This is a genomic window from Streptomyces pallidus (ex Mingjun et al. 2026) (genome assembly GCF_051550185.1).
Taxonomy (GTDB): Bacteria; Actinomycetota; Actinomycetes; order Streptomycetales; family Streptomycetaceae; genus Streptomyces.
This window is the reverse complement of sequence record NZ_CP196181.1, coordinates 3,738,853-3,763,935: the sequence shown is the minus strand read 5'-3', so window position 1 is coordinate 3,763,935 and position 25,083 is coordinate 3,738,853. Positions and strand designations below refer to the sequence as shown.

Below are 25,083 nucleotides of genomic sequence, written 5' to 3'. Positions count from 1 at the left end.
TGATGCCCCGTTAGGGAAGTTATGGCACGCGAATGGCACGTGGGCCTCGATAGGTCTAGACAACAAACAAGCCCCAGGTCGCTGACCTGGGGCTTTGTCGTGGAGCGGATGACGGGAATCGAACCCGCGCTATAAGCTTGGGAAGCTCATGTTCTACCATTAAACTACATCCGCAGGTCGCTCCAGGTGACTGGAGCGGTACCGTTGCACACTCTACCCCATGATCGACCCCCGGTGCATCGTCCGCGGGGTCCTCGTTGTTTGTGCGGTGCACCGACGGTCGTGCGGGCGGGAGTTGGGGCGTAACGTACCGGTGCGGCGGGCCGCGGGAGTGGCGGCTGGAGCAGGTTCCGAACATCCCCTAATGTGGCGATTCGTCGTAGTACGGCAGGTTGGGGAAAGGACCTCGATGGAGAACACCGTCGTCCGTTGTGCCGAGGGGCATGTGTTCAGTACCGCTTCGTTTCCGCTGCAGCACCTCGGAGCCGGCCGGATCGGCCCGGGCCGGCTGCTGCGGTGCCCGCGGTGCGCGCGCCTGAGGCACGCCGTCCCCGTGGGGGATGCCGGCAAGCGGTAGACGGCCGGGCGCGCGGGCGCCCGCTCTCGATTGGGGGTGGCTCGCGCGCTCTGCGTATCCTCGGGACGTGCTTCTCTCTGACAAAGACATCCGGGCCGAGATCGACAGCGGACGGGTGCGCATCGACCCGTTCGACGAGTCGATGGTGCAGCCCTCCAGCATCGACGTGCGTCTCGACCGCTACTTCCGGGTGTTCGAGAACCACCGCTACGCCCACATCGACCCCGCCATCGAGCAGCCGGACCTGACCCGGATGGTCGAGCCGGAGGGCGACGAGGCGTTCATCCTGCACCCCGGCGAGTTCGTGCTCGCATCGACCTACGAGGTCATCTCGCTGCCCGACGACATCGCCTCCCGGCTGGAGGGGAAGTCCAGCCTGGGCCGCCTGGGACTCGTGACGCACTCCACCGCCGGATTCATCGACCCCGGCTTCTCCGGCCACGTCACGCTCGAGCTGTCGAACCTCGCCACCCTCCCGATCAAGCTGTGGCCCGGCATGAAGATCGGGCAGCTGTGCATGTTCCGGCTCAGCTCGCCCGCCGAGTTCCCGTACGGGAGCGAGCGGTACGGGTCGCGGTACCAGGGCCAGCGCGGGCCGACGGCGTCGCGCTCCTTCCAGAACTTCCACCGCACCCAGGTGAGGCACGAGGCATGAGCAACGTACGCGAATCCCTGAACTACGAGGGCTTCGGCCGTGCCGTCCGGGAGCTGGCGACGACGATCGCCGAGGACGGCTACGAGCCCGACATCATCCTGAGCATCGCCCGCGGCGGCGTCTTCGTCGCCGGCGGGCTGGCGTACGCCCTCGACTGCAAGAACATCCACCTCGTGAACGTGGAGTTCTACACCGGCGTGGGCACCACGCTGGAGATGCCGGTCATGCTGGCGCCGGTCCCGGACGCGATCGACTTCTCCGACAAGAAGGTCCTGATCGCCGACGACGTCGCCGACACCGGCAAGACGCTGAAGCTCGTCCACGACTTCTGCGTCGGGACCGTCGCCGACGTCCGCTCCGCCGTCATCTACGAGAAGTCGCACTCCCTCGTGAAGTGCGAGTACGTGTGGAAGCGCACCGACGACTGGATCGAGTTCCCGTGGTCGGTCGAGCCGCCCGTCGTCAAGCGCGAGGGCCAGATCCTCGACGCCTGACAGGCGAGACCCCGCCCCGCCACTTCCGCCGCCGCGGGCCCGGCAGCACGCCGCCGGGCCCGCGGCGGCGTCATGTCTGCTTCCAACGACACGCCGATCAGCGGCCGCTACCCGGATGGCCCAGGTAAAGAAAATATCATCGGCCCTCAAAGCGATGGCCAAAGGCGGTGGGGGCGAGCGTGGCGTTGCGTGGTCGATTGTGGTCGTTGCGTGACAACCGGGTCGCGGGGGGTGCGGCATGTTGACCTATCACGAGGTCATGTCGACCGACTTCGGGCTGCTGTCCACCGCCGCCGACAAATGGCAGAGCATGGCGGAGGAGATCGGCAAGGTCGAGCGGCGCTACCACGACACCGTGGAGAAGATCCGAATCGGTCAATCCTGGAACGGTATCAGCGCGGGCGTCGCTCTGACCAACTTCGCATCGACGCGCTACGAGTACCAGGCAGCCCAGATCCAGGCCAAGGCGACCGCCACCCTGCTGCGCAACGCCCATCAGCACTTCGTTGAGCTGAAGAAGCAGTTGGAGAACGCCAGGGATGAGGCGGTCAAGGCCGGGATGAAGGTCTCCGAGCAGGGGGCTGTCGCCTACGACTGGGACCGGCTCAGCGCAGAGGAGCGGTACGCCGCCCGCCACGACCCGGATTTCACGCGGGGCGTGCGCGAGAGCGAAACATCCTGGTCCGAGCACATCAAGTCCTGTCTAAAAGCGTTCGACGACGCAGATCACGATCTGAAGAAGAACCTGGAGGCCGTAGTCAAGGACGGCTACGGCGACAAGAACGACGGAACGCTGGGCACCGGCTTCAACGGGAACGCAGGCGAACTGGCCAAGGCCGACGACGCCGAGCGGGCGACACGGGAAACGCTCTCCGTCCTGGAGATGCGCGACGGCGAGACCCTGGACGACTACGTCAAGCGGCTGGAGCGCGAAGCCGTCACACGGCTGACATCGAACCCCGAGCTTGCCAAGCTCGTCACCGGGGTGATCGAGGGGACGGTCACGGCAGGCACGCTTGCCGGTGCCACCGGGACGTCCCTCTGGTACGCGTACAAGCTGCAGAAGACGCTGAGGCCGCCCTACCCGCACCCCAATGCTCCGGGAACTCTACTGGCGCGCCACGTCAACGAACGACTGGCCCTGGGCGCATCCCCGGGGGGCCTGTTGAACAAGGTCCCGCCGAGGTTGGTGACGGCCCTGACCGGCTCCGACGAGGCTGCCATGCTCGGGGCACGGATGCGCAACGGTTCCTTCTTCATCCCCACAGCCTCGGAGGCAAACCTCCTCACCGTTGCCAAGAACGGGGGCCTGGCCAACGCCGCCAAGGCAGCCGGTGCGATGCGGGGCCTCGGTGTCGTCGGCGGTGTCGCAACGACCGCCTACGGGGTCGCGAACCTCATGACGTACGACACCGACATGATCAAAGAAAAGCCGATGAAGTTCGCCACGGACCTCAGCGGTACGGCGTTCAGCGCTTCCATGACCGCGATGACTGTCGCTCCGAACCCCGTCACCATCGGCCTGACCGTCGGAACCGGCCTGGTCTACGCCGGGTGCATGGCCTGGGAGAACCGGGAGGCCATAGGCAAGGGGCTGGACAAGGCGGGCGACTGGATCGGAGACAAGGCCGGAAAGCTGGGCAGCGCCCTCAACCCGTTCGACTGACCGCCGCGGACGCCCCGCGGCCCGCGGTGCCTCGACACCCCGCGCACCTCACACGTCCACCGAACCGCCCCGTAGCCCGAGGGAGACAGATGTACGCCGCCCCGCCCTTCATGCTCCACACCTGGCAACAGGGAGAGCGCCACGAGCGCCGTACGGGCTGGCACGGCAGCTCGCCCGAATTCGGTGGCATCACCGTCCTCTTCCCGAGGGCCTCCCACAATTCCGGCACCCTGACCAGCGAGGTGCGCGGCGAGCGGATCCCGCACGCGAGCTACTCCTCGACCGGCCTGCAGTCCCAGGTGATGAGCCTGCCCGGCCTGAACGGAGCCCGGCTGGAGGTCGGCGACCGTTCGGTCCGGCTGCGTCGGAACCGGTGGGGGCTGACCCGCCGGGCCCGCTCCCTACGCATGCAGCACGCGGGAGACGCGTACCGGCTGACGGCGATCAGCCGCAGACGGTACAGGCTGACCAGGGAGCGGGACGGCGAGGACCCCGGGGTCACCATCACCGTGAAGCAGACCGGGATCGGCACGGGCAAGCGGCTCGCCGTGACCGTGACTGGGTCCGCGCAAGACGCGGACATCACGCTCGCGGTCCTCTTCGCGGCGGTGGACCGGGCGGCCCTCACCCGGGGCGGCGCGGTACGGGCCGCCTTCGCTCGCTCCTTCGCCTTCTACGCGGAATCGCAGCCATGACCGCACAACCATCAAGCGAGTGAGTACGTATGCCTTCATATGACATATCCAGCTCTCGGTTCCGGCTGACCGATGGCCACATCGTCGTCCTCACCGAATCCGTACTCGGGGACCCGGTCCCGCAGGAGTTTTCCGCCGAACGGCAGGAACTGCTGGACTGTGGCCTCATCGACGGGGCAGGCGCGGTCTCCCCGCTGCTCGCCCCCCTCCTCGAAACGCTCGTCCGCCCGGTCGTGGTCGTCACGCTGGAGTCGGACGGCCGCCAGGGCCGACTGCACCACGGGCTGCTCATCGGCGCCAACCATGCCGTCGCCCACCGGGCGTGGCCCGGCGAGGCGGAATCGGAGTATTCGCTCGTCGAACCGCGGACCGCTGTCGGCGCGCTCGCCCACATGGTCAACCTCCAGCGGGCGGACGCCGCCGACGAGTCGGAGATCCGGGTGGTGGAAGCCACGGTGGGCACGCTGGACGCCGGCCTGGCCGCCGTCGACTCCGCGCCGCTGACGCGGTCTGGGGCGGAGGACCGCGACCATGTACGCAAAGCCCTGGCCGACGCCGGGGGCCTCGAAGAGCCGCAGCTTTCCCACTTCACCGACATGCTCATGAAGGTGCGGGCGAGCTGGCGGATGACAGCCGCGTGGCGGGGCTGGGACGAGGCTGACGCCGGCCTCGTGATCCGCGGGTTCGGTGTGTGGGACTGCGGACCGCTCGGCTACTGGCATCGGGAGCTGCCGGCAGAGCCCGTACGCGCGGGCCAGGTGGATGCCTCGAGCGTGCTCCGACTCGTCCGTGTCCGGCCCGGGAGGGTGTGGGAGCTGATCTCGGAGTTGCTGCCGCAGTCGGAGGAGCTCCGCTTCGTCGGGCCTCGGTGAGCGGCCGCGAGAAGTCCGAAGGGGCCCGGCGCGCGGTGTGCGCGCCGGGCCCCTCCGTGTGTCGTCGGCCGGACGGGGACCTGGACCGGCTACAGGGTGCCCAGCTTGATCAGCGACAGGAGTGCGATCAGCTGGATCGCGGAAGCGCCCAGTGCCTTCGGCCACGGCAGGTCGTGCGACTTGCTGACCAGCGAGGTGAACAGCGCGCCCGCCGCCACCCACGTGGCCCAGCCCAGCACCTGGACGAACATGTTGTCGCCGCCGAGGAACATCGCGAAGAGCAGGCGCGGCGCGTCCGTGAGGGACATGACCAGCATGGACAGGCCGATGGTCGGCTGCCAGGAGCCCTCTCCGCCCAGCTGGCGGGCCAGGGTGTGGGTGACGGCGCCCAGGATCAGGCCGCAGATGACGAAGGCCACGCCGGCGCTGAGGACGATCGGGACCGCGTTGGCGAGGGTGGCCTTGATGACGTCCTTGCGGGCGTCGTCGAAGCCGAAGACGGCCATGAGCCCGTACAGGAACGTCACGATCAGCGCGGGGCCCCAGACCGGGTAGTCGCGCATCTGGAGGAACGTCGGCCCGGGCCGCAGCACGATGCCCTTGAGCAGTTCCTTCCACGGCAGCCGCGGGCCGGTCGGCGCCGGCACGCCCGCGCCGCCGCTGCCGCCGCCGCCACCCGCCTGGTAGGTCCCGGGCGGGCCGTACGGGTCCTCGCTGTAGGCGAACACCTGGGTGTGCCCGGGGTTGTCGTTCGCGTACGAGCCGCCGCCGTGACCGCCGTGACCGCCGTGACCGCCGTGGCCTCCGTGGCCGTACGGGGGCTGCTGCTGCGCCTGGTGGGGCTGCTGCGGGTGCCCGTACGGGTCGAAGTACTCCGGCTCGCCATGGCCTCCGGCGGCGGCCTGTTGCGGCCACTGCTGCTGCGGAGGGTAGGGCTGCCCGCCGTACGGCGCCTGCTGCGGTTGCTGCTGACCGTACGGCTGCTGCCGCGGGGGTTGTTGCGGCGCGCGGTTGTCGTCCCGTCCGCGTCCGATCCTGAATCCAGCCACGTGATCGAACGTACCTGGTCCGGCGGGCAAGGGTGACCGGGCCGCCGGAATTGCGACCCTTTGCGGCTGAGCTGTGACATCCCTTAGGGGAACCCCGGGGGGCCGCCCCCACCCCTGTGGGCGGTCCGGGCGCTGCGCTCCGCGCGACAATGTGTGATGTTCGTCATGTAGGTGGTCGAATGCGGGCGTATCGGGGCAGTGGCTTTGTGATCGTCGCCGTGGGGCGGTCTGACCTGGGCTTTTGTAGCAACTTGGCAACCTTGTGGCGCGTGGTGCCCTCGCGTCGCGAGTCTTCTGTCCGGGCTGTCGTAGCCTTCGAACGGTCGGTGACCGGACAACTGGTGCGTTCGGGGCCGAAGTTGGTCCAGCCGTTGGCAAGTTGCTTCGGGGACGCCGCCGTTGAGGCGGTACGGGTTCAAGGGGAGAGATCGTGACGGGGAATGCGAAGGAAGCCGCCCGCTGGGCGCCGGTGGCGATGCTGCTGATGTTGGCGCTGGTCGCCCCGCTCTTCGGGGACAGCCCGACCGGAGTGGTGGTTCCCCTGCTGCTCGCCGTGGTCTTCGGCTGCGTGAACCTGATGGTGAAGAAGCGGGAACAGGTCGGCGACCACCGCTGAGAGCGGGCCGTCGTCCCGCCCGTCGTGAACGCCGCAGTGGCCGGCCCCCTGAGCGGGGGCCGGCCACTGCGGCTTGTTCGGCGCGGACGGAGCGCGGGTTGCGCTCGCGGTCCGCTACGGGGCTACCTGGCGCTGTCGGCCTTGTCGCCGTCCGCGACCGACGCCTCGGGCTTGTCGGCCTCGGGCTCGGCCTCGACAGCGGTCTCGGGCGCGGCCTCCACTGCCGTCTCGGCCTTGGTCTCCTCGGTCTTCGCCGCCGCCTCGGCTTCGGCCGCAGCCTCGGTCTCGGCCTCCTCGACCTTCGCCTCGGTCTCCTCGACCTTCGCCTCGGTCTCCTCGACCTTCGCCTCGGTCTCCTCGACCTTCGCCTCGGCCTCCTCGACCTTCGCCTCGGTCTCCTCGACCTTCGCCTCCTCGGCCTTCGCCTCCTCGGCCTTCGGTGCGTCCGCCGGGGACTGGGGTTCCGCGGCGTCGGTCTCGGGCTCCGCCGCCTCGGCTGCCTTCGCTTCGGCCTCGGCCTTGGCCGCGGCTGCCGCCTCCGCCTTGGCTGCCGCCTCCGCCTCCGCCTTGGCCTTCGCCTCGGCCTCCGCCTTGGCCTTCGCCTCCGCCGCAGCCGCGGCGGCCTTCGCCTCGGCCTCGGCCTGCGCCTCCGCGGCGGCGGCCTCGGCGGCCAGTTCCTCCTCCGTCGGCGCGGGGGCCTTGACGGACTCCAGGAGGAGCTGGGCGACGTCGACGACCTGGACGGATTCCTTGGCCTGGCCCTCGTTCTTCTTGCCGTTGACCGAGTCGGTCAGCATCACCAGGCAGAACGGGCAGGCGGTGGAGACGATGTCCGGGTTGAGGGACAGGGCCTCGTCGACGCGCTCGTTGTTGATGCGCTTGCCGATCCGCTCCTCCATCCACATCCGCGCGCCACCGGCGCCACAGCAGAAGCCCCGCTCCTTGTGGCGGTGCATCTCCTGCTGACGCAGACCCGGAACGGCCGACATGATCTCGCGCGGCGGCGTGTAGACCTTGTTGTGACGGCCCAGGTAGCACGGGTCGTGGTACGTGATCAGACCGTCCACCGGGGTCACCGGGACCAGCCTGCCCTCGTCGATGAGGTGCTGGAGCAGCTGGGTGTGGTGGATGACCTCGTACTCGCCGCCGAGCTGCGGGTACTCGTTGGCGATGGTGTTGAAGCAGTGCGGGCAGGTCGAGACGATCTTCTTCGCCGACTTCGGCTTCTTCGTCGACTCGTCCTCGTCGTCCTCGCCGAAGGCCATGTTCAGCATGGCGACGTTCTCCTGGCCCAGCTGCTGGAACAGCGGCTCGTTGCCCAGGCGGCGCGGCGAGTCACCGGTGCACTTCTCCTCGCCACCCATGATCGCGAACTTGACGCCCGCCATGTGCAGCAGCTCGGCGAAGGCCTTCGTGGTCTTCTTCGCCCGGTCCTCCAGGGCGCCGGCGCAGCCGACCCAGTACAGGTAGTCGACCTCGGTGAGGTCCTCCACGTCCTTGCCGACGATCGGGACCTCGAAGTCGACCTCCTTGGTCCACTCCACCCGCTGCTTCTTGGCCAGGCCCCAGGGGTTGCCCTTCTTCTCCAGGTTCTTGAGCATCGTGCCCGCCTCCGACGGGAACGCGCTCTCGATCATCACCTGGTAGCGGCGCATGTCGACGATGTGGTCGATGTGCTCGATGTCGACCGGGCACTGCTCCACGCACGCACCGCAGGTGGTGCACGACCACAGCACGTCCGGGTCGATGACGCCGTTCTCCTCGGCGGTGCCGATCAGCGGGCGCTCGGCCTCGGCGAGGGCCGTGGCCGGGACGCCGGCGAGCTGGGCCTCGGTGGCCTTCTCCTCGCCCTCCATGGTCTTGCCGCCGCCGGCCAGCAGGTACGGGGCCTTGGCGTGCGCGTGGTCGCGCAGCGACATGATCAGGAGCTTCGGCGACAGCGGCTTGCCCGTGTTCCACGCGGGGCACTGCGACTGGCAGCGGCCGCACTCGGTGCAGGTGGAGAAGTCGAGGATGCCCTTCCAGGAGAACTGCTCGACCTGCGAGACGCCGAAGACGTCGTCCTCGCCCGGGTCCTCGAAGTCGATCTCCTTGCCGCCGCTGGTCATCGGCTGGAGCGCGCCGAGCGCGGAGGCGCCGTCGGCGTTGCGCTTGAACCAGATGTTCGGGAAGCCGAGGAAGCGGTGCCAGGCGACACCCATGTTGGTGTTCAGCGAGACGGTGATCATCCAGATCAGCGAGGTGCCGATCTTGATCATCGCGGTGAAGTAGATGGCGTTCTGCAGGGCCGGCAGCGACAGGCCCTTGAAGGCCAGCACCAGCGGGTACGACACGAAGTACGCCGGCTCGTAGGAGTCGACGTGGTGGATCGCGCCCTCAAGGCCGCGCAGGGCCAGGATCGCGAGACCGATGGTGAGGATCACGTACTCGACGAAGTACGCCTGCCAGGCCTTGGAGCCCGCGAAGCGCGACTTGCGGCCCGCCCGCGACGGCAGCGACATCAGGCGGATCGCCATCAGCACCACGATGCCGACGACCGTCATCAGGCCGATGAACTCGATGTACAGCTCGAACGGCAGGAAGCCGCCGAGTACCGGCAGCGTCCAGTCGGCCTGGAACAGCTGGCCGTACGCCTGCGCCAGGGTCGGGGGCAGCGTCAGGAAGCCGATCGCGACGAACCAGTGCGCGAAGCCGACGATGCCCCAGCGGTTCATCCGGCTGTGCCCGAGGAACTCCCGGACCAGGGTGACGGTCCGGGCCTTCGGGTCGTCCGTGCGGCTGCCGGCCGGCACGGGCTGTCCGAGCTTCACGAACCGGTAGATCTGCGCCACGGCTCGGGCGAGCAGCGCGACGCCGACCACGGTCAGGACCAGCGACACGATGATCGCGGCGAGTTGCATGGGAGGGCTCCTCGGGCGGAAATTACTAAGCAGTAACTTATTGAGTCAAGGCTTGAGGTTACCCATTCTCCGCGCCGCAATGTAGGTGAGCGTGCGGTGATCTGTGTCGCTCAGGCATGCCTGTGTTCGAGGGCCGCCCGAGGGGTCTGCGCCAGGATTGCGAGATCCATCCCCAGCCAATGGCTCTCCACATAGTGCCGGTCCAGCAGTGCCATCTCCTCCCAGGGGAGGCCGGAGCGCGCGCTCACCTGCCACAGACCGGTCATTCCGGGGCGAACCAGCAGTCGCTCCGGACGGTCGGTACGCGCCTGGGGGCGCGGTCCGACCAGTGACATCTGCCCCCGCAGCACGTTCAGCAGCTGCGGCATCGCGTCCAGCGTGCAGCGGCGCACCACCCGGCCGATCCGGCCGGCCCCCGCCGTGCGCAGCCGCCAGGTGCGGAACGTGCGGCCGCCGAGCCCCGCCACCGGCTCGCGCGCGAGGACCCGTCCGCGCCCCCCGGCCGCGCACAGCAGGGCGGCGGCGATGAGCAGCGGCAGCAGGAAGGCGCACAGGAGGGCCGCGGCCCCGAGGAGGTCGACCGCCCGCTTCGCCGGGTAGGCGGGGCGCCGCGGCAGCCGGAGCGGCCGCCGCGGCCGTGGCGGGCGTGGCGGGCGCAGGGTGCGGCCGGGCGGGGAGGGCCTGCGTGCGGGGCGCCGGACCGGGGGGAATGTGAGCGGCGGTAGCGGCATGCAGGCACCGTGCCCTGCCCCGGTGGCGGTTCCCGGATGCCGCGCAGCGGCGGGGGGTGGGCGTCGCCCACTCGGCCCCGCCCCGCGCGCGGTGCCGGGCGCCGCCCCGCCTGCGGTGTCGGGCCCCGCCCCGCCTGCCGTGCCGGGCCCGCACTGCTTGGGATCCGCTCGCGGATGAGCGTAAGAACCCGATAAAAGTTGAGTCGACTCCGCTCACCTCTGTTGACGCAGGACGAGGCGTCGGGCACTCTTGAGCCTGTTCCACTCAAGTCAGCTGGAGGAATTGAAATGGCACGTGCGGTCGGCATCGACCTGGGCACCACTAACTCCGTCGTCAGCGTTCTCGAAGGCGGCGAGCCCACCGTCATCACCAACGCCGAGGGCGCCAGGACCACGCCGTCCGTCGTCGCCTTCGCCAAGAACGGCGAGGTCCTCGTCGGCGAGGTCGCCAAGCGGCAGGCGGTCACCAACGTCGACCGCACCATCCGCTCGGTGAAGCGCCACATGGGCACCGACTGGAAGATCAACCTGGACGGCAAGGACTTCAACCCGCAGCAGATGAGCGCGTTCATCCTGCAGAAGCTGAAGCGCGACGCCGAGGCCTACCTGGGTGAGAAGGTCACCGACGCGGTCATCACCGTCCCGGCGTACTTCAACGACTCCGAGCGCCAGGCCACCAAGGAGGCCGGCGAGATCGCGGGCCTGAACGTCCTGCGCATCGTCAACGAGCCGACCGCCGCCGCCCTGGCCTACGGCCTGGACAAGGACGACCAGACCATCCTCGTCTTCGACCTCGGTGGCGGCACCTTCGACGTGTCGCTGCTGGAGATCGGTGACGGCGTCGTCGAGGTCAAGGCCACCAACGGTGACAACCACCTCGGTGGTGACGACTGGGACCAGCGCGTCGTCGACTACCTGGTGAAGCAGTTCGCGAACGGCCACGGCGTCGACCTGTCCAAGGACAAGATGGCCCTCCAGCGCCTGCGCGAGGCCGCCGAGAAGGCGAAGATCGAGCTGTCCTCCTCCACGGAGACCACGATCAACCTGCCTTACATCACGGCCTCCGCCGAGGGCCCGCTGCACCTGGACGAGAAGCTCACCCGCGCCCAGTTCCAGCAGCTGACCTCGGACCTGCTGGACCGCTGCAAGGTGCCCTTCCACAACGTGATCAAGGACGCGGGCATCGCCCTCTCCGACATCGACCACGTGGTCCTCGTCGGCGGCTCCACCCGCATGCCGGCCGTCGCCGAGCTCGTCAAGGAGCTGACCGGCGGCAAGGAGGCCAACAAGGGCGTCAACCCGGACGAGGTCGTCGCCATCGGCGCCACCCTCCAGGCCGGTGTCCTCAAGGGTGAGGTCAAGGACGTCCTGCTCCTCGACGTGACCCCGCTGTCCCTCGGCATCGAGACCAAGGGCGGCATCATGACCAAGCTCATCGAGCGCAACACCACGATCCCGACCAAGCGCTCGGAGATCTTCACGACGGCCGAGGACAACCAGCCGTCCGTGCAGATCCAGGTCTACCAGGGCGAGCGCGAGATCGCGGCGTACAACAAGAAGCTCGGCATGTTCGAGCTGACGGGCCTGCCGCCGGCCCCGCGCGGCGTCCCGCAGATCGAGGTCTCCTTCGACATCGACGCCAACGGCATCATGCACGTGACCGCGAAGGACCTCGGCACGGGCAAGGAGCAGAAGATGACCGTCACCGGCGGCTCCTCGCTCGGCAAGGACGAGGTCAACCGCATGCGCGAGGAGGCCGAGCAGTACGCGGAGGAGGACCAGCGCCGCCGCGAGGCCGCCGAGACCCGCAACCAGGCCGAGCAGCTCGTGTACCAGACGGAGAAGTTCGTCAAGGACAACGAGGACAAGGTCCCGGGCGACGTGAAGACCGAGGTCGAGGCCGCCGTCGCCGAGCTGAAGGAGAAGCTCAAGGGCGACGACACGGCCGAGATCCGCACCGCGACCGAGAAGGTCGCCGCGGTCAGCCAGAAGCTCGGCCAGGCGATCTACGCCGACGCCCAGGGCGCCCAGGCCGCCGGCGGCGCTGGTGACGCGGGCCAGGCCAAGGCCGGCGGTGCCGATGACGATGTCGTCGACGCCGAGATCGTCGACGACGAGAAGCCGAAGGGCGGCGCGGCCTGATGCCGGAGGAGACCGCGGGTTTCGAGGAGAAGCCCGAAGTCCCCAACGGCGCGACCCCTGAGGACGCCGCCGAGCCGAAGACCGCCGACTCCTCCTCCGAGGAGCCGGCGGCCCCGGCCGGGGACTCCGGAGCACAGTCCGACCAGTCCGCCCAGGGCGCGGACGCGGCCCTGGTGGCGCAGCTGGACCAGGCCCGTACGGCGCTCTCCGAGCGCACCGGTGACCTCCAGCGGCTCCAGGCGGAGTACCAGAACTACCGTCGCCGCGTGGAGCGGGACCGCATCGCCGTCAAGGAGATCGCGGTCGCGAACCTGCTGACCGAGCTGCTCCCGACCCTGGACGACATCGGCCGGGCGAGGGACCATGGCGAACTGGTCGGCGGCTTCAAGTCGGTGGCCGAATCGCTGGAGACGGCTGCGGCCAAGCTGGGCCTCCAGCAGTTCGGCAAGGAGGGCGAGCCCTTCGACCCGACGATCCACGAGGCCCTGATGCACTCGTACGCGCCGGACGTCACCGAGACGACCTGCGTGGCGATCCTGCAGCCCGGGTACCGGATCGGCGAGCGCACGATCCGCCCCGCGCGGGTCGCGGTGGCCGAGCCCCAGCCGGGTGCGGCCCCGAAGTCCGAGTCCGGGGAGGGCGACACGCCTTCGGACAAGGACGCGGATGCAGCCGACAAGGGCTGACATCCGCAAAGCTGATCATGTGACGGCACGAGAGGAGGGACGCCGGGGATGAGCACGAAGGACTTCGTCGAGAAGGACTACTACAAGGTCCTCGGTGTCCCCAAGGACGCCACCGAAGCGGAGATCAAGAAGGCGTACCGGAAGCTCGCCCGCGAGTTCCACCCGGACGCCAACAAGGGCGACGCCGAGGCCGAGGAGCGCTTCAAGGAGATCTCCGAGGCGAACGACATCCTGGGCGACGCCAAGAAGCGCAAGGAGTACGACGACGCCCGCGCGCTGTTCGGGAACGGTGGCTTCCGCCCCGGTCCCGGCGCGGGCGGCGGCTCCTTCAACTTCGACCTGGGCGACCTCTTCGGGGGCGCCCAGGGCGGCGGCGCGGGCGGCTTCGGCGGCGGCGGCCTCGGCGACGTGTTCGGCGGCCTGTTCAACCGGGGCGGCGCCGGTCCGGGGACCCGGACCCAGCCGCGCCGGGGCCAGGACATCGAGTCCGAGGTCACCCTCTCGTTCACGGAGGCGGTGGACGGGGCCACGGTCCCGCTCCGGATGTCCTCCCAGGCCCCCTGCAAGGCCTGCTCCGGCACCGGCGACAAGAACGGCACCCCCCGGGTGTGCCCGACCTGCGTCGGTACCGGCCAGGTCTCGCGGGGCAGCGGCGGAGGCTTCTCGCTGACCGACCCCTGCGCGGACTGCAAGGGCCGGGGCCTGATCGCGGAGACGCCCTGCGAGGTGTGCAAGGGCAGCGGCCGCGCCAAGTCCTCGCGGACCATGCAGGTCCGGATCCCGGCGGGCGTCTCCGACGGCCAGCGGATCCGGCTGCGCGGCAAGGGCGCGCCGGGCGAGCGCGGGGGCCCGGCCGGCGACCTGTACGTCGTCGTCCACGTGGGCAGCCACCCGGTCTTCGGCCGCAAGGGCGACAACCTGACGGTGACCGTCCCGGTGACGATCTCCGAGGCGGCCCTGGGCGCCGAGATCAAGGTCCCGACCCTGGGCGGGCCCGCAGTGACGCTGAAGCTGCCGCCGGGCACCCCGACGGGCCGCACCATGCGGGCCCGCGGCAAGGGCGCGGTCCGCAAGGACGGCACCCGCGGCGACCTGCTGGTGACGGTGGAGGTCGCGGTCCCGTCCGCGCTGACGGACAAGGCCCGCGAGGCACTGGAGATGTACCGCGACGCGACGGAGTCGGACGACCCGCGTGCCGCGCTGTTCGAGTCCGCGAAGGGAGCATGACATGGACGGCCGCCGACGACAGCCCCGCTTCGGTGGCGGGGCGTACGAGTTGACCGACGAGACGCCGGTCTACGTGATCTCGGTGGCCGCCCAGCTCTCGGGTCTGCACCCACAGACCCTGCGCCAGTACGACCGCCTCGGCCTGGTCTCCCCGGACCGCACGGCGGGCCGCGGACGGCGATATTCGGCCAGGGACATCGAGCTGCTCCGCACGGTGCAGGCGCTGTCCCAGGACGAGGGCATCAACCTGGCCGGCATCAAGCGGATCATCGAGCTGCAGAACCAGGTCGAGGCCCTCCAGCAGCGCGTGGCCGAGCTCTCGGCCGCGGTCGAGGGCGCGGCCGCCGTGATGCAGCAGCGCGAGGCCCAGGTGCACGCCTCGTACCGCCGCGACCTGGTCAAGTACCAGCCGCCGGTGGCCGGCAACGCCCTCGTCGTCTGGCGTCCCGCGCCGAAGCGGACGAACGACTAGCGGCGGCGCGGCGCCGACACGGCGACATGACGGAGGCCCCGCCCGGGTTCGTCCCGGGCGGGGCCTCCGGCGTCCTCGCGGCCGTCCCGCCGTCCCGCCTCAGCAGTCCGGCCCGCCCTCCTCCAGGATCCCGGACCGGGCGATGAGGAAGCCGAGTTGGGCGCGGCTGCCGCTGCCGAGGGTGCTGGCGAGCTTGGCGATGTGCGCCCGGCAGGTCCGTACGTTCATGCCCAGCCGGCGGGCGATGGCCTCGTCCACGTGCCCCTCGACGAGGAGCTGGGCGATGGTGCGCTGCACGCCCGAGATGCCGTCCCGGGTGGGCTGGTAGGTCACTTCCTCCTGTAGCGGCACCGCGCGGTGCCACAGCTGCTCGAACACCTTGATGAGGTAGTCCACGAGCCCCGGGTGGCGCAGCTCCAGGGCCACCTGGCGGTCGTCGCTGGCGGGGATGAAGGCGACCGTGCGGTCGAAGATGATGAGCCGTTCGAAGAGCTCCTCCAGTGTGCGCACCTCGACCTTGCCGGCCTTGAGGATGTCGACGTACGCGAGCGTGCCCCGGCTGTGGCGGACCGTGTGCTGGTAGAGGGTACGGATCCGGACACCGCGGTCGGTCAGCGGCTGGTCGCGCTCCAGGGCCTCCGTAAGCTCCAGGCTGGGGCGGGCGCCACCGGGCTGGACGGTGAGCATCTCGGTGTGGCACTCGGCGGTGGCCAGGTTGAGGGCGGCGTTGATGGCGTCGAAGCCCTCCAGCACGGTGATGGCGTGGGTGCTGGCCGGAGCCTGCGCACTGATGGCGAGAAACGGCTCGAACGCTTCGGAGAGTTCGAGAGAATCGCGGTGCCGCTCGCGGATCTCGCGTTCGATCGGATGCAGCCGCTGGGCCAGCGCAACCGCCGGTGGAACCGGGCGCAGTGAATTGACGTCATCAGGATCCGGCTGGAGCAGGGCCAGGTCGAGCAGGCAGGGTGCCGCTTCCACGTCGCCACGTGCGATGCGACCGGTCCGCAGCGCGCTCGTGTAGAGGCGCGCTCCTTCGGAGCACAGGTTCGCGACCGAGTGGGGATGTGTCGCTTTTGTTGTGTTTATTGTCAAATCTCCACCCCCCAGGGTCCTGAACATGCAAGAACATGATGCATCGTCCCTGTGGCAGCGACGTGCCTGAATGAGCCATCGTCTGACAGGCGGGGGAGAGGATTTCATCAAGTGAGGACGAAGCCGACCATGAACAAGAGAATGCTTCGCTCGGCGCTTGCCACCGTCATCTTCTCGGCTGTGGCCGGTCTGGGACTCGCCGCAGCCGCGCTGGGGGGCGCCGGAGGTGCCGCGGACGTCCAGGCGGAGGACAGCGGATGGCGCGAGCCCTCGGCGGACAGCGGATGGCGTGAGGCCCCGCTGGACAGCGGGTGGCGCTCGAACCCCGCAGACGCCGATTCCGCAGCCCTTGTCGTGGAGAGCACGGTATGACCCCCGATGACCGCGGCTTCCGCCGCGAAATGGCTTCCGCCTATCGCTCCGGCTGGCAGTTCATCGACCTCGCGACGGCCATCCCCCAGGTCGGCGACTCGCTGATGGTCACCCTCTTCGGCCAGCCCATCGTGATCACGCGGGAGGAGGACGAGGACGTGCGGGCGTACCGCTGCCTGCGCCGCCCCCGCGGCGCGCCGCAGCCGGTCCGCTGCGAGGTGCGCTACGGCATGGTCTTCGTGAACCTCGATCAGCGGGACCACCAGCTCTTCGAACCCGACATCACCACCGCCACCCCCCGCAGTGCCTGAAGCGATTCCCCCGTCGTTGCAGATCGCTCCAGGTGCTTCCCCCACACAACGGCGCCATCGTGGACCTGACCACGATGGCGCCGTTGTGATGTCGGCGTCCAGTAGTCGAACCGGACAAGGTGAATCCTGAACCGTCCGGTCCGCCCCCCGCCCCTCAGGCGCGGCCCATCGCCCGGTCCAGCGCGATCTCGATGACCACCCGGTCCGGGTTGGGCGAGGGCGTCCGCCCGTACCGCTGCGCGTAGCGCGCGACCGCGTCCGCGACCGCCTCCTCGTCCGTGCGCACCACCGCGCGGCCCTCCAGCGTCGCCCAGCGGCGCCCCTCCATCTGGCACACCGCGACCCGCGCCGAGCCCGGCCCCACCGCCTGGGCCGCCAGCACGTTGCGGACCTTCTTGCTGTGCTTGTTGCTGATCACCCGGGCCAGGCCGGCCGCCGGGTCGTACGTCACCCCGACGGGCACCACATGCGGGGTGCCGTCCGGGCGCGGGGTGGTCAGCGTGCAGACGTGCCGCTCCCGCCAGAAGGCGAGGTATTCGGGCGTCGGGTTGAGTACGTCATGGGACATGCGCAGAGCGTACGACTCCGCGCCCCGAAACCCGCCTCCCGTTGCCTTGAGTGGAATAGACTCAACTTTACGCACGTTGAGTGTGTCAACCGATTGATGCAGCCCCGACACGGATGCACCGTACGGAGAGGAGAAGCCGCACGTGGACGCCGAGCTGACCAACAAGAGCCGTGACGCGCTGAACAACGCCACCAGCCGCGCAGTCAAGGACGGCCACGCCGACCTGAGCCCGGCACACCTGCTGCTGGCCCTGCTCGCCGGCGAGGAGAACGAGAACCTCACCGACCTCCTCGCGGCCACCGAGGCCGACCAGGCCGCAGTGCGCTCCGGTGCCGAGCGGCTCCTCGCCGCCCTGCCCAGCGCCACGGGCTCCACGGTCGCCCCGCCGCAGCCCACCCGCGACCTGCTCGCCGTCCTCGCCGAGGCCGACCGGCAGGCCAAGGAGCTCGGCGACGACTACCTCTCCACCGAGCACCTGCTCATCGCGATCGCCGCCAAGGGCGGCGCGGCCGGAGAGGTACTGTCCGCCCAGGGCGCGACGGCGAAGAAGCTGCTGGAGGCCTTCGAGAACGCACGAGGAGGACGGCGGGTGACCACCCCCGACCCGGAGGGCCAGTACAAGGCCCTGGAGAAGTTCGGCACGGACTTCACGGCCGCGGCCCGCGAGGGCAAGCTCGACCCCGTCATCGGCCGGGACCACGAGATCCGCCGGGTCGTCCAGGTCCTGTCCCGGCGCACCAAGAACAACCCGGTGCTCATCGGCGAGCCCGGCGTCGGCAAGACCGCCGTCGTCGAGGGCCTGGCCCAGCGCATCGTCAAGGGCGACGTCCCCGAGTCCCTCAAGAACAAGCGCCTGGTCGCCCTCGACCTCGGTGCGATGGTCGCGGGCGCCAAGTACCGCGGCGAGTTCGAGGAGCGCCTGAAGACCGTCCTCGCCGAGATCAAGTCCAGCGAGGGCCAGATCATCACCTTCATCGACGAGCTCCACACGGTCGTCGGCGCGGGCGCCGGCGGCGATTCGGCCATGGACGCCGGCAACATGCTCAAGCCGATGCTGGCCCGCGGCGAGCTGCGCATGGTCGGCGCCACCACCCTCGACGAGTACCGCGAGCGGATCGAGAAGGACCCGGCGCTGGAGCGCCGCTTCCAGCAGGTCCTGGTCGCCGAGCCGTCCGTCGAGGACACCATCGCCATCCTGCGCGGGCTCAAGGGCCGCTACGAGGCCCACCACAAGGTGCAGATCAACGACAGCGCGCTGGTGGCCGCCGCGACCCTCTCCGACCGCTACATCACCTCCCGCTTCCTGCCGGACAAGGCCATCGACCTCGTCGACGAGGCCGCGTCCCGGCTCCGCATGGAGATCGACTCCTCCCCGGTGGAGATCGACGAGCTCCAGCGCGCCGTCGACCGCCTGCGGATGGAGGAGCTGGCGCTGAAGAACGAGTCCGACCCGGCCTCGCGCGAGCGCCTGGACAAGCTCCGCAAGGACCTCGCCGACAAGGAGGAGGAGCTGCGCGGCCTGACCGCCCGCTGGGAGAAGGAGAAGCAGTCCCTGAACCGGGTCGGCGAGCTCAAGGAGCGCCTCGACGAGCTGCGCGGCCAGTCCGAGCGCGCCCAGCGCGACGGCGACTTCGACACCGCCTCCAAGCTGCTGTACGGGGAGATCCCGGCCCTGGAGCGGGAGCTGGCCGAGGCCACCGAGGCGGAGGCCGAGGCGGAGGCCGCCAAGCGCACCATGGTCAAGGACGAGGTCGGCCCCGACGACATCGCGGACGTCGTCGGCGCCTGGACGGGCATCCCGGCGGGCCGCCTGCTGGAGGGCGAGACCCAGAAGCTGCTGCGCATGGAGGCCGAGCTCGGCCGCCGCCTCATCGGCCAGGGCGAGGCCGTGCGGGCCGTCTCCGACGCCGTGCGCCGTACCCGCGCGGGCATCGCCGACCCCGACCGGCCGACCGGCTCGTTCCTCTTCCTCGGGCCGACCGGCGTCGGCAAGACCGAGCTGGCCAAGGCCCTCGCGGACTTCCTCTTCGACGACGAGCGGGCCATGGTCCGCATCGACATGTCGGAGTACTCCGAGAAGCACAGCGTGGCCCGCCTCGTCGGCGCCCCGCCCGGCTACGTCGGCTACGAGGAAGGCGGCCAGCTGACCGAGGCGGTGCGCCGCCGCCCGTACTCCGTCGTCCTGCTGGACGAGGTCGAGAAGGCCCACCCGGAGGTCTTCGACATCCTGCTCCAGGTCCTCGACGACGGCCGGCTCACGGACGGCCAGGGCCGCACCGTGGACTTCCGCAACACCATCCTCATCCTCACCTCCAACCTGGGCAGCCAGTTCCTGATGGACCCGGCCACCTCGGCGGACGAGAAGCGGGAGAGGGTGCTGGAGGTCGTGCGGGCCTCCTTCAAGCCGGAGTTCCTCAACCGGCTCGACGACCTCGTCGTCTTCTCCGCGCTGACCAGGGACGAGCTGGCCCACATCGCCGAGCTCCAGGTGGGCAGTCTCGCCCGGCGCCTGGCCGACCGCCGTCTGACCCTGGACGTCACCCCCGAGGCCCTGGCCTGGCTCGCCGACAAGGGCAACGACCCCGCGTACGGTGCCCGCCCGCTGCGTCGCCTGATCCAGACGGCGGTCGGCGACCGCCTCGCCAAGGAGATCCTGGCCGGCGAGGTCCGCGACGGCGACACCGTACGGGTGGACGTGGCCGGCGACGACCTGCTGGTCGGCAAGGCCCTCTGACGGCCCCCGGGCGGGCCCCCGGCAGGGGTACCGCGGCAGTGCCGCGCCCCTGCCGGGGGCCCGCCCCTGTCCGCTCGGAGCGGATCGCACGTGTGGGGCTGGACACGGGGTAGGAGGGATGGGGGAGGATGACAGCATCCGCACGAAGGGAAGAACACGGTGAGCATCGACCCGGCCTCGATTCCGAATTTCGGAGGGCAGCAGCCCGAACCGCAGGCCACAGGACCGGCGGGCCCCGTGGTCCCGGACCAGGATCTGGTCAAGCAGCTGCTGGAGCAGATGGAGCTCAAGTACGTCGTCGACGACGAGGGTGACCTCGCGGCGCCGTGGGAGGAGTTCCGCACCTACTTCATGTTCCGTGGCGAGAACGAGCAGCAGGTCTTCTCCGTCCGCACCTTCTACGACCGCCCCCACGCCATCGAGGACAAGCCGCAGCTGCTGGAGTCCATCGACGACTGGAACCGCCGCACCCTGTGGCCGAAGGTCTACAGCCACACCCACGACGACGGCTCCGTCCGCCTGATCGGCGAGGCGCAGATGCTGATCGGCACCGGCGTCAGCCTGGAGCACTTCGTGTCCTCCACGGTCAGCTGGGTCCGTGCCTCCATCGAGTTCGACAAGTGGCTCGTGGAGCAGCTCGGCCTGGAGAAGGACCTCGACTCCGCCGACGGCGAGGGCGAGGACAAGGACGGCGAGGACAGCTAGTCCGCCTGCCCCCGCCCCGCGCTCAGGGAGGCATCCTGGCGATCACCGGGAGGTACACCCCGTAGCCGAACCGGAGCCCGGCCAGCCCCGCGGTCACCAGCACCGCGGAGCGCGGCCGGGCTCGCGCCGTTGCGGGCGGCCGGCGCCAGCAGCAGCCCGGCCGCCCACGGCTCCGGCGCGCGGCCGCGCGGCACGGGGTCCGCCTGAAAGGCCGGGCCCTGTGCCTGCACGTCCATCTGGCTCGCGCTCAGCGAGCCAGCCGACCGAGGCGCTCAACCGCCTCTTCCAAAACCTCCGTCTGCTTGCAGAAGGCCCAGCGGACGTGGGTGGCGCCGGCGGAGCGGTCGTCGTAGAAGACCTGGTTCGGGATGGCGACCACGCCGCACCGCTCCGGCAGGGCGCGGCAGAAGGCCAGGCCGTCCTTCTCGCCCAGTGGGGTGATGTCGGTGGTGATGAAGTAGGTGCCCTGCGGGCGGAACACCTCGAAGCCGGCGGCGGCCAGGCCCTCGGCGAGGAGGTCCCGCTTGGCGGCCAGCTCGGCGCGGAAGCCGTCGTAGTAGGCGTCGGGCAGGTCCAGGGCCTCGGCGATGGCGTACTGGAACGGGCCCGACGCCACGAAGGTCAGGAACTGCTTGACCGAGCGGACCGCCGCGACGAGCTCGGGCACGGCGGTGATCCAGCCGACCTTCCAGCCGGTGAACGAGAACGTCTTGCCCGCGGAGGAGATGGTGACCGTGCGCTCCCGCATGCCGGGCAGCGAGGCCAGCGGGGTGTGGACGCCGTCGAAGACCAGGTGCTCGTACACCTCGTCGGTGACGACCAGCAGGTCCCGTTCGACCGCCAGCTCGGCGACGGCGGCCAGCTCGGCCGGGCCCAGCACGGTGCCCGTCGGGTTGTGCGGGCTGTTCAGCAGCAGCAGGCGGGTGCGCGGGGTGACCGCGGCGCGGAGCTCGTCGAGGTCGAGGGTGAACGCCCCGGCGTGCGGCCGCAGCGTGACCGGGACCCGGGTGGCGCCGGCCATCGCGATGCACGCCGCGTACGAGTCGTAGTACGGCTCCAGGGCGACGACCTCGTCGCCCGGTTCCAGCAGCGCCAGCAGGGAGGCGGCGATGGCCTCGGTCGCGCCCGCCGTGACCAGCACCTCGGTCTCCGGGTCGTAGGACAGGCCGTAGAACCGCTGCTGGTGGCGGGTGATCGCGGCCCGCAGCTCCGGAACGCCGGGGCCCGGCGGGTACTGGTTGCCGAGCCCCGTGAGCACGGCGCGGGAGGCGGCCTCGGCGATCTGTGCGGGGCCGTCGGTGTCGGGGAAGCCCTGGCCGAGGTTGATGGACCCGGTCCGGGCGGCCAGGGCCGACATCTCCGCGAAGATCGTCGTGCCGAAGGACGCCATGCGGCGGTTGAGGTGGGGGCGGCGACCGGCCGCGGGAGCGCTCATGGCCGTCATCCTGGGGGGAACCTCTGGACTTGCTCAAGTGCGCTTTGGACGACGCGGCGCGGGGGCATCCCCCTGGCACGCGGGACGGGGGGTCCCGCTCCCCCGGGGGACCGGGGCCAGTCACAAGGAGGTCGAAGGACCGTGCTCCTGGCCTTTTTCATTCTGCTCGGTATGTTCGCCGTCGGCGTCGTGGTGCTCCTGGCGATCGCCGGCAGCCGTGCGACCGCCGCCTCCAACCGGTCCAAGGTGTCGCTCTCGAAGGGCCGCCGCAGCTCCCGGAGCAGCTCCCGCCGCAGCTCCCGGAGCAGCTGGTGGGCCGGCGACTCGGGAGGCAGCGGGGCCGGCTGCGGCTCCTCGTCCTCCTGCGGAGGTTCCTCGTCGTCCTGCGGAGGCGGGTCCTCCTGCGGCGGCGGGTGCGGCGGCGGCAGCTGAGGGCGGGACGGGCGGGGTCGGCCCGGATCCGCGTCCGGGCTCCGGGCCCGTCTCAGGGCCTGCGACCGGCCCGTTCGGCGGAGCCGGTGAACACGTGAACTGTGGAGCCCCCGCGGGGATGTAAACCCAACCATGTTGGGTAAAAACGCTGTGAGTGCCGTGCCTTTCATGATTCCCTCGGTTGAGTAGCCCAGTCCCCGGACCTTCCCGGGACTTCCTGTGGACCCGAGCCGGTGTCCCCCCACCCGTTGACTACCGCTGGCGGGGTCCGGCCCCTCTCCCTCGCGCGTTTGCGGAGCCGACTCATGCTCACGACCCTCCAGACCACCTACACCGACACGCGTGCCGCCGACCTCGCCTGGGCCCTGGGTCGGGACCGGCTGCCCGCCCTGGCCGTGCTGAACCTCGAACTGGCGGGCGCAAAGGTGGAGTTGCGCCTGCTCGGGGCCTCCCACCAGGTGCTCCTCGAGGAGGGCGCGGTGCTCTGCTCGGAGACGGTCGCCTGCATGCCCGGCAGCCGTACGCCGCTGCCCCTCGGCGTGGCCAAGCGGATGACGGGCTGGGAGTACGAGTTCGCCGCGCGCGTCGAGACCCTGTCGCAGGGGTCGTTCGCGGGACGGGCGCAGGAGCTCCTCGCCCTGGTCGCGGATCACCCGAACGGACTGGCCGGAACCTTTCCGGGCAGCCCGCACGCCTTCACCGCGATGCTCGTGCAGCGCCACGAAGGGCAGGTCCGTTGGCGGACCTGGCACGCGTACCCGCAGGAAGGCCAGTTGGTGGCCACTCGAACGAGGGTCGGTGTGCGCGCCGGCGCACCCGCGGGCGGCCGGGAGCCCGCCACCCGGTGACCGGGCGCCCGGCCCGGCGGGCGCCGCGCGCCGGCCTCGCCCGTACGGCCCATCGGTTGCGTCAACTGGAGGGAGCGAAACCGGACTTACACCCATGTGGGTGACCTGATGTGTGTGGGCGGTGACGTACGGTTCGCTGCATGATCGACCGTTCCGTCCCGCGCCGGGTGCTCCCGGCTCCGGAGCCGCGGGGCACGGAGACCGTCCCGGCCGCCCTTCCCGTACGGCCCCGGACCGGCCGACTCCTCGTCCTGGCCACCGTGTTCGTCTGCGCCGCCTGCGGTCTCGTCTACGAGCTGGAACTGCTCGCCCTCGGCTCCTACCTGATCGGCGACTCCGTCACCCAGGCATCCGTCGTCCTGTCCGTCATGGTCTTCGCCATGGGCGTCGGCTCCCTCCTGGCCAAGCGACTGCGGACCCGGCCCGCCTTCGGATTCGCCGTCATCGAGGCGGCCCTCGCGCTGCTCGGCGGACTCTCGGCCATGGCGCTGTACGCGAGCTTCGCCTGGTTGGGCGAGTCCCGGCCCGCGCTCGTCGCCTTCTCCTTCGCCATCGGCGTGCTCATCGGCGCGGAGATCCCGCTGCTGATGGTCCTCATCCAGCGGATCCGCCGCCAGGACGCCGGCGGGGCCGTCGCCGACCTGTTCGCCGCCGACTACGTGGGCGCGCTGGTCGGCGGCCTCGCCTTCCCCTTCCTGCTGCTGCCGGTGCTCGGCCAGCTCACCGGCGCCATGCTCACCGGCACCGTCAACGCCGTCGTCGGTGCCGGCCTCGTCCTGTGGCTGTTCCGCCGCGATCTGAGCCGCCGCTCCCGCTGGCTGCTGATCTGCATGAACGCCGCCGTCCTGGCCGCCCTCGGCTGCGCCACCGCCCTCGCCGGCGACTTCGAGCAGGTCGCCCGGCGCGCCGTGTACGGCGGCGAGGTGCGCGTCGCCCGCCAGACCGGGATACAGGAGCTCGTCCTCACCGGCCCCGCCACCGGCTCGCCCCGCTCCCTCGACCTGTTCCTCGACGGCCGGCTGCGGGTCAGCGGCTACGACGAGTACCGCTACCACGAGGCCCTCGTCCACCCCGCGATGACCGGCCCGCACCGCCGCGTCCTGGTCCTCGGCGGCGGCGACGGGCTCGCCGCCCGCGAGGTGCTGCGCCACCGCGACGTCGAGTCCGTCACCGTCGTCGAGCTCGACCCCGGCGTGGTCCGCCTCGCCCGCACCGACCCCATGCTGTCCGCACTCAACGGCCGGGCGCACGAGGACCCCCGCCTCGGCGTCGTCACCCAGGACGCCTTCCACTGGCTGCGCGGCCCCGCCGCCCACCGCCGCTTCGACGTCATCGTCTCCGACCTCCCCGACCCGGGCATCACCCCCAGTACGAAGCTGTACTCGCAGGAGTTCTACGGGCTCGCCGCCCGCGCCCTGGCCCCCGGCGGGCGGATCGTCGTGCACGCCGGCCCACTGGCCACCCGCCCGCACACCTACTGGACCGTCGAGGCCACGCTGCGCGCCGCCGGCCTGCGCACGGTGCCCTACAGCGCGGGCGGCCGCCGCTCCGGCTTCGCCGCCGGCCCGGACCGCAGCCCCGGGTCGACCGACGCACCGCCGCAGGACTGGGGCTTCGTCCTGGCCGGCCGCGACCGGGCCCCGGAGCTGCGCGTGGACCCGGACGCGCCGGGGCTGCGCTCGCTGACCACGCAGTCCCTGCGGGACGCGGCCCGCGACGCGGAGCGGATGCGGGTGGCGGGGCTGCCACCGTCCACGCTGCCCCACCCGCGGTACTCGTGACCCGCCCCGGGCGGGCGTGCGCC

The 25,083-nt window shown here is 70.6% G+C and carries 22 protein-coding genes, 1 tRNA gene and 1 pseudogene; 17 read left to right on the top strand and 7 right to left on the bottom strand.

The window, feature by feature from the left end; translation table 11 throughout:
* Nucleotides 1-100: 100 nt before the first annotated feature.
* Nucleotides 101-174, bottom strand: a tRNA-Gly gene (locus ACSHWO_RS16450).
* A gap of 470 nt (nt 175-644) precedes the next feature.
* Here ACSHWO_RS16450 and dcd point away from each other — a divergent pair.
* The 5 genes from dcd (at nt 645) to ACSHWO_RS16425 (ending at nt 4,959) form a co-directional block, all read left to right on the top strand.
* Entirely contained in the window at nt 645-1,232 is a 588-nt protein-coding gene (gene dcd, locus ACSHWO_RS16445) for a dCTP deaminase (protein ID WP_179172804.1), read from the top strand.
* Nucleotides 1,229-1,726, top strand: a complete 498-nt coding sequence (locus ACSHWO_RS16440; protein WP_179172805.1) for a phosphoribosyltransferase — start codon at nt 1,229-1,231, stop codon at nt 1,724-1,726. The genes dcd and ACSHWO_RS16440 overlap by 4 nt, the downstream gene beginning before the upstream one ends.
* Nucleotides 1,727-1,985: 259 nt before the next feature.
* Entirely contained in the window at nt 1,986-3,392 is a 1,407-nt protein-coding gene (locus ACSHWO_RS16435; protein ID WP_438312704.1) for a hypothetical protein, read from the top strand.
* Between the two features lie 89 nt (nt 3,393-3,481).
* Complete coding sequence (locus ACSHWO_RS16430) at nt 3,482-4,087, top strand: hypothetical protein (RefSeq protein ID WP_438312702.1); 606 nt, start codon at nt 3,482-3,484, stop codon at nt 4,085-4,087.
* Between the two features lie 29 nt (nt 4,088-4,116).
* Entirely contained in the window at nt 4,117-4,959 is an 843-nt protein-coding gene (locus ACSHWO_RS16425) for a histidine kinase (protein WP_438312700.1), read from the top strand.
* Between the two features lie 89 nt (nt 4,960-5,048).
* Here ACSHWO_RS16425 and ACSHWO_RS16420 read toward each other — a convergent pair whose 3' ends face one another.
* Entirely contained in the window at nt 5,049-6,008 is a 960-nt protein-coding gene (locus ACSHWO_RS16420; protein WP_438312698.1) for a Yip1 family protein, read from the bottom strand.
* A 430-nt stretch (nt 6,009-6,438) separates the two neighbouring features.
* On the opposite strand from ACSHWO_RS16420, the gene ACSHWO_RS16415 reads away from it, so the two are divergent.
* Complete coding sequence (locus ACSHWO_RS16415; protein WP_438312696.1) at nt 6,439-6,624, top strand: hypothetical protein; 186 nt, start codon at nt 6,439-6,441, stop codon at nt 6,622-6,624.
* A gap of 692 nt (nt 6,625-7,316) precedes the next feature.
* Here the strand turns inward: ACSHWO_RS16415 and ACSHWO_RS16410 are convergent.
* Nucleotides 7,317-9,524: pseudogene (locus ACSHWO_RS16410) on the bottom strand (heterodisulfide reductase-related iron-sulfur binding cluster); the annotation flags it as partial.
* 110 nt (nt 9,525-9,634) lie between these two features.
* Nucleotides 9,635-10,255 carry a sugar transferase gene (locus tag ACSHWO_RS16405; protein ID WP_438312694.1) on the bottom strand — a complete coding sequence of 207 codons (621 nt, stop codon included), beginning with the start codon at nt 10,253-10,255 and terminating at the stop codon, nt 9,635-9,637.
* 288 nt (nt 10,256-10,543) lie between these two features.
* On the opposite strand from ACSHWO_RS16405, the gene dnaK reads away from it, so the two are divergent.
* Genes dnaK through ACSHWO_RS16385 form a run of 4 tightly spaced genes read left to right on the top strand, consistent with a single transcriptional unit; the run spans nt 10,544 to nt 14,782 of the window.
* Complete coding sequence (gene dnaK / locus ACSHWO_RS16400) at nt 10,544-12,397, top strand: molecular chaperone DnaK (RefSeq protein ID WP_361097063.1); 1,854 nt, start codon at nt 10,544-10,546, stop codon at nt 12,395-12,397.
* Entirely contained in the window at nt 12,397-13,083 is a 687-nt protein-coding gene (gene grpE / locus ACSHWO_RS16395) for a nucleotide exchange factor GrpE (RefSeq protein WP_361097066.1), read from the top strand. Before dnaK ends, grpE begins: the two co-directional genes overlap by 1 nt.
* Before the next feature lie 48 nt (nt 13,084-13,131).
* Nucleotides 13,132-14,310 (top strand): molecular chaperone DnaJ, encoded by a 1,179-nt coding sequence (gene dnaJ / locus ACSHWO_RS16390; RefSeq protein WP_361097069.1) that lies wholly within the window; start codon nt 13,132-13,134, stop codon nt 14,308-14,310.
* 1 nt (nt 14,311) lies between these two features.
* On the top strand, nt 14,312-14,782 hold the full coding sequence (locus tag ACSHWO_RS16385) for a heat shock protein transcriptional repressor HspR (protein WP_361097072.1): 471 nt from the start codon (nt 14,312-14,314) through the stop codon (nt 14,780-14,782).
* 99 nt (nt 14,783-14,881) lie between these two features.
* Here the strand turns inward: ACSHWO_RS16385 and ACSHWO_RS16380 are convergent, their stop codons facing one another.
* Nucleotides 14,882-15,901 carry a helix-turn-helix transcriptional regulator gene (locus ACSHWO_RS16380; protein WP_361097075.1) on the bottom strand — a complete coding sequence of 340 codons (1,020 nt, stop codon included), beginning with the start codon at nt 15,899-15,901 and terminating at the stop codon, nt 14,882-14,884.
* Between the two features lie 102 nt (nt 15,902-16,003).
* On the opposite strand from ACSHWO_RS16380, the gene ACSHWO_RS16375 reads away from it, so the two are divergent.
* Together ACSHWO_RS16375 and ACSHWO_RS16370 are read left to right on the top strand one after the other, a co-directional pair.
* The gene (locus ACSHWO_RS16375; protein ID WP_361097078.1) at nt 16,004-16,246 is read left to right on the top strand and encodes a hypothetical protein; all 243 of its coding nucleotides are present in this window, start codon (nt 16,004-16,006) and stop codon (nt 16,244-16,246) included.
* Entirely contained in the window at nt 16,243-16,557 is a 315-nt protein-coding gene (locus ACSHWO_RS16370) for a (2Fe-2S)-binding protein (protein ID WP_114053450.1), read from the top strand. The genes ACSHWO_RS16375 and ACSHWO_RS16370 overlap by 4 nt, the downstream gene beginning before the upstream one ends.
* A 154-nt stretch (nt 16,558-16,711) precedes the next feature.
* Here ACSHWO_RS16370 and ACSHWO_RS16365 read toward each other — a convergent pair whose 3' ends face one another.
* The gene (locus tag ACSHWO_RS16365; protein WP_438312690.1) at nt 16,712-17,125 is read right to left on the bottom strand and encodes a pyridoxamine 5'-phosphate oxidase family protein; all 414 of its coding nucleotides are present in this window, start codon (nt 17,123-17,125) and stop codon (nt 16,712-16,714) included.
* A 142-nt stretch (nt 17,126-17,267) separates the two neighbouring features.
* Between ACSHWO_RS16365 and clpB the strand changes: the two genes are divergently transcribed.
* Together clpB and ACSHWO_RS16355 are read left to right on the top strand one after the other, a co-directional pair.
* A complete protein-coding gene (gene clpB, locus ACSHWO_RS16360) occupies nt 17,268-19,859 on the top strand; it encodes an ATP-dependent chaperone ClpB (RefSeq protein WP_438312688.1) in 2,592 nt (863 codons plus the stop codon).
* Between the two features lie 159 nt (nt 19,860-20,018).
* Complete coding sequence (locus tag ACSHWO_RS16355) at nt 20,019-20,564, top strand: YbjN domain-containing protein (protein WP_361097090.1); 546 nt, start codon at nt 20,019-20,021, stop codon at nt 20,562-20,564.
* A 247-nt stretch (nt 20,565-20,811) separates the two neighbouring features.
* Here the strand turns inward: ACSHWO_RS16355 and ACSHWO_RS16350 are convergent, their stop codons facing one another.
* A complete protein-coding gene (locus ACSHWO_RS16350) occupies nt 20,812-22,008 on the bottom strand; it encodes a pyridoxal phosphate-dependent aminotransferase (RefSeq protein ID WP_438312685.1) in 1,197 nt (398 codons plus the stop codon).
* A gap of 132 nt (nt 22,009-22,140) precedes the next feature.
* Between ACSHWO_RS16350 and ACSHWO_RS16345 the strand changes: the two genes are divergently transcribed.
* From ACSHWO_RS16345 to ACSHWO_RS16335, 3 genes are all read left to right on the top strand, one after another.
* Nucleotides 22,141-22,431: a hypothetical protein gene (locus tag ACSHWO_RS16345; RefSeq protein ID WP_361097095.1), complete on the top strand. Its 291-nt coding sequence runs from the start codon at nt 22,141-22,143 to the stop codon at nt 22,429-22,431.
* Nucleotides 22,432-22,736: 305 nt separating this feature from the next.
* Nucleotides 22,737-23,279 carry a DUF2617 family protein gene (locus ACSHWO_RS16340; RefSeq protein ID WP_385841641.1) on the top strand — a complete coding sequence of 181 codons (543 nt, stop codon included), beginning with the start codon at nt 22,737-22,739 and terminating at the stop codon, nt 23,277-23,279.
* 140 nt (nt 23,280-23,419) lie between these two features.
* Complete coding sequence (locus ACSHWO_RS16335; RefSeq protein WP_438312683.1) at nt 23,420-25,060, top strand: polyamine aminopropyltransferase; 1,641 nt, start codon at nt 23,420-23,422, stop codon at nt 25,058-25,060.
* Nucleotides 25,061-25,083 lie beyond the last annotated feature (23 nt).